The 823-nt window shown below is 66.7% G+C and carries 1 protein-coding gene and 1 pseudogene; one reads left to right on the top strand and one right to left on the bottom strand.

All coding sequences use genetic code 11. From position 1 onward, the window contains the following. Nucleotides 1-40: 40 nt before the first annotated feature. The gene (locus VQ02_RS34075) at nt 41-526 is read right to left on the bottom strand and encodes a hypothetical protein (protein WP_048448713.1); all 486 of its coding nucleotides are present in this window, start codon (nt 524-526) and stop codon (nt 41-43) included. Nucleotides 527-640: 114 nt separating this feature from the next. Here VQ02_RS34075 and VQ02_RS34070 point away from each other — a divergent pair. Further along, nucleotides 641-823 (top strand): annotated as a pseudogene (locus tag VQ02_RS34070) (hypothetical protein); the annotation flags it as partial.

Genomic DNA, 823 nt, shown 5'->3' with positions numbered 1-823 from the left:
GGATCGAACCCGGCGAGGTCGCAGAACTTGTCGGCCGTCCTCATTGCGCGCCCCGCAGGATGACCGAGAACTGGAAGACGGGCACGCTCAGGGCAAAGAGCCACAGCCCGAGCACACCCGGGATGATGCCCCTCAGCAGCGGCGCCGGGCGGACGTGCAGCGCGCAGAACACCTGCGCGAGGGCAAACACCATCGCGGCGCAGGAGAGCATGATCGACGCCGGGTAGTAGGCGTAGATCAGCGGCATGGACGTGATCGCGCCGTCGAGCCCGCGTGTCAGGCTATCGTAGAGCAGCCCGGTCAGGAACAGGCAGCCGCCGCCCGCCATGGCGCAGAGGTGCAGGATCCGGCGCAAGCCCCGGTCCGAGCACACCGACACCGACCAGGCCCGCGCGGCCACGACCGCGTAGCACCCCGCCGCGAGGGTGAACGCGATGGCCGCCTTGCTCACCACGGGATGATCGCCGAGGTAGGCCGCCGCGTTGGCGGTCAAATTGTCGATGAGGTGCCAGGATCTGTCGTTCATCGCCTGCGATCCATGCTCATTCGGCGAAGTAGAAGGAGAACTGCGCGATGATGATCGTGGGGATCGTCATGGCGCAATTCTCCTTCTACTTTGCCGAGTGAGGGTCTGGACGCGATGAACGACGGATCCTGGCACCTCATCGACAACCTGACCGCCAACGCGGCGGCCTATCTCGACGATCACCCCCTGGTGAGTAAGGCCGCCATCGCGCTCACCCTCGCGGCGGGCTGCTACGCGATCGTGGCCGTGCGGGCCTGGTCGGTATCGGTCTGCTCGGACCGGAGCTTGCGCCGGATC

This window comes from Methylobacterium variabile, assembly GCF_001043975.1.
Classification (GTDB): Bacteria; Pseudomonadota; Alphaproteobacteria; order Rhizobiales; family Beijerinckiaceae; genus Methylobacterium; species Methylobacterium variabile.
Note: the sequence above shows the minus strand (reverse complement) of the source record. Positions and strands in the feature narration are given on the sequence as shown.